This window comes from Helicobacter sp. MIT 14-3879 (assembly GCF_003364125.1).
On sequence record NZ_NXLP01000098.1, the window covers coordinates 1 to 3,530 of the forward strand.

The window sequence follows — 3,530 nt, forward strand, 5'->3', positions numbered from 1 at the left end:
ACAAACTCAAGCCTCAAAGATTAAGCAAGCCCGGTCCGCAATTCACGTTAACTTAAACATAAATAAGGGCCAATTCACCCTTATGGTGACTTTTATAATATTGGCAGTCCTGAAAGCCTTACGGTTAATGGCACAGCAACTTTTCAGAGCTATGGGGGCAATATTGAAATAAGAGGAAATTTTTATAATGGCGGACAAGCTCAAGTAGATAGCACAGGCTCTGCAGTAGGAGGATTCAATGTCTATGATCCGCATTTTGGTGGTGGTGGGAATCTTTTGCTCTATGGTGGGAGCATGAATGTGAGTGGTTCGATTATCTCTGCAGTGGGCGGCGATCTTGTGGCAAATGGAGACTTGCTAAATCCGAAAAGCTCCTTTATAGGAATCTATGGTGCAACCCTGACTGCTACGAGTTTAGACAATCAAGCAGGTAATACCCTTATCTTTGGTGCGAATAACGGTATAATGGGGCAATTCAATGGAAATCTAAATAATGGCGGTACAGTGATTATTGACCTTGCAGGAGCAAAAGCAGGTACACACACTCTTGTTAATGGCGCAATTACAAGCAGCATAGCGAATATTTCACTGCATAATGGCAATACTGATTTTGCCAGTGCTTCTCTAGGTGGAACAAGTAGCCAATGGAACGGTACTGTGATAATGAATATGGATTATGATGCTATCAATAATTTCAAGGCTACGCTTGATTCTAACCAAAAGGCTATTTTGGGAGCTTTAGGAGAGGGAATCTACACTCTTAGCGGTGCAAGTAGCAAGACGATTGCTTCTGATGTTAATCATCTCAATAATGCTTTGTTTTCGCAATTTTTTGCCATGCCTTTTACCGCGTTAGATATACTTAAAAATAATCTTGGGACACATTCCTCATCTTTATCATTAATTACTCAAGATAGTTCGGGTTCTTTTAGTACAGATGTAGGTGTGATTGCAAATGGTATTCTAGGTGGTGCTAGCGGAAAATTTGGTGGCATAAAAGCGGGTGTATATTATAGATTGGGTAACACTGTGTTATCCGTACAAAGTGCTTATGTGTATGGGAGCATGCAAAGTATGCAAAGAAATTACACACTGTTGCAATCCTCATTTCACAATCAAAGCCATAATTTTGGGCTAAATACGAATTTACATACTACTTTTTTGCCAAACACTGCGCTAGAGCTAGATATTATGTTGGGTTATTTTGCTTCTTTGACGGATTCTAAGCGTGAGATGCAAACCAATGGCTCTGCAAACCAAACTTTAAAGGCAAATTACGGTTTTCATCAACTTAGCTTAGATGCACAATTAGGTTACCGGTTTTTATTGGGAGGAGAAAGGTTATCTTTCTCCCTTAAGCCTTATGGAAAGATTATTCAAAGCTACAATAGGTTATCAGACTTTAGAGAATCTGCCCTTGGGGAATTAGTTAATTTCTCCCAGATTTTACATTCTCCGCAATATAATGCTTATTATTTGAGTATGGTAGCAGGTTTGGAGGGAGTTTATAGTATAGATAGCGGGAAACATCTGCTCTTAGGGTTTGGTTATGAGCAGTTTATGCTAAGTTCACAGAAATTTAATCTAGTCTTTCAAAATGGAGAAAGGATTAGCTTTAATTCTCCCTACAATAGTCGCATAGGTCTTAATCTAAGTGGAAGTTTTGCCATAAGAAGCAATATGCGCATAGGCTTTGATGGGCATTTTAAAGCCGCTATCAATCATGCAGAGAATCTCTATTATTATGGAGCGAATGCGTTATTTGGTTATGTGTTTTGATAGTTGATTGAAGTGTAATACAAGAGAAATAGTAGATTCTAGCTGCTACTTGTGCAACTTGGTTAGTGGAATGTGAGCGAGCTAAAGGCATAAGCCTATATTAGCGGATACAAAGGGATTTAAGCAAAAGTGGGGGGATAAGTAGAAAAAAATGTTAAGCTAGATTCTATTTTTAAAGACTCACTTTTGCGAAACAATCTGCTAAACATAAATAGAAATTTCAATTCTCCTTATTTAAAGGCGGGTGAGTTGTTCGTCTTACCTTTTACTCGGTGCTTATAAGTATTGGAGTTTGGTGTAAATTGTAACAAAAATTAATGTGTGGATTCTACTATTATTTTTGTTATTTATCTGGTAAATTTTATGATATATTGGCAGATTTTTAGAAAATGGATTGATGTTAGGTTATTAGAAAGGCGGATTTATCCTTGTGGGATTCTATCTGTCATTGCATTTTCTATTCTTGGTTTTTCGATATTGCTTCTTATTAATTCAAGAAGCACAAGGTTGGACTATGGTAATTTTTGGAAAGTATTTTTATTCCTGCTTTTGTGGGTAGTAATCTTATTTATTTTAGAAACTTTCGTCCTATTTTTTACTCTTTATTTTTTCTTATTTTGGCTATTTTGGCAATGAGCTTGAATGGATTCGTTTCTTATTTTATTTTTTTGGAGATTCTTGGGTCTTAATAAATAATGACACTCAACGGGATTTAAGAAATCTTAGAATGCAACATTTAGAGGTTTTCTATCTGATGATGTTTAAGGTGAAGTATGCAGTAAAATACTTGATGTTAGCGGTGATTTGAGCAAGCAAGAATTTAATACTAAATCTTGTCTTATGTGGTAGTAGGAGCGATAGGTATATGTTTAACAAGGTGAGCTATGACTGTGACTGGCAGTTTCACGCGGATCTTACTTCAAGAGGAATGATTTACATTTTTCATGCGAAATTGTGAGCGAAAAATGGAGCTGAAACCATTATAAAAGACTTTATCATTAAAAATTTGATTATTATTTCTTTCTTAGTCTAAATGCCATAGTCTTAAATCTTAATAGTTTTTATTTGAATCCACTATATCTATAACTTTTATTATTCTTTGAACAAAGTGTAAAATTGTATAAATATTGTAAAATAGCGTGTGCTTATGGGCGTAATGTAGGCATAATGCAGGTGTAATATAGGTGTAATGCTAGTAATTTGTAGGAAGTTTGTCATTTAAGCTTTATGGGTTGAGAGGTGGCTTGAAAGCTGAAAATGAGAAGTGATAAAAATAGCAAAAAAGAGAAAGGATTGTGAGTGAGTGAGTGAAAAACTTTAATATTATTTGCATATATTTTATCGTCTTAAAGAAATGTCAAAATAACTTTTAAATTAATAACATAAAGAAACATTTTATAGTGAAACACATTTTATTAAAGGAAACACAATTTATTAAACAAACGAGAAAAACACAATATAATATAACGATAAAATGTCATATTATATAGTGAAAACACAATATTAAGGAAATCAAAATTTATTAAAAAAACACAATTTATTAAACAAACGAGAAAAACACAATATAATATAACGATAAAATGTCATACGATATAGCTAAAAAAATAATATTAAGGAAACAAAATTCATAAAGTAACAAGAAAACACAATATAAGGAGAACACAAAATGAAAAGTCTCACTACAACTATAAAGATTCTTTTAACTGCCTTTTTGCTTAGTGCTTGTGTGGGTATGCAAGTTTTTGCTAATG

The 3,530-nt window shown here is 34.1% G+C and carries 1 protein-coding gene; it reads left to right on the top strand.

Translation table 11 applies throughout. From position 1 onward, the window contains the following. The first annotated feature begins 276 nt into the window (after positions 1 to 276). The gene (locus tag CQA44_RS11475) at positions 277 to 1,779 is read left to right on the top strand and encodes an autotransporter outer membrane beta-barrel domain-containing protein (RefSeq protein WP_147289801.1); all 1,503 of its coding nucleotides are present in this window, start codon (positions 277 to 279) and stop codon (positions 1,777 to 1,779) included. Positions 1,780 to 3,530 lie beyond the last annotated feature (1,751 nt).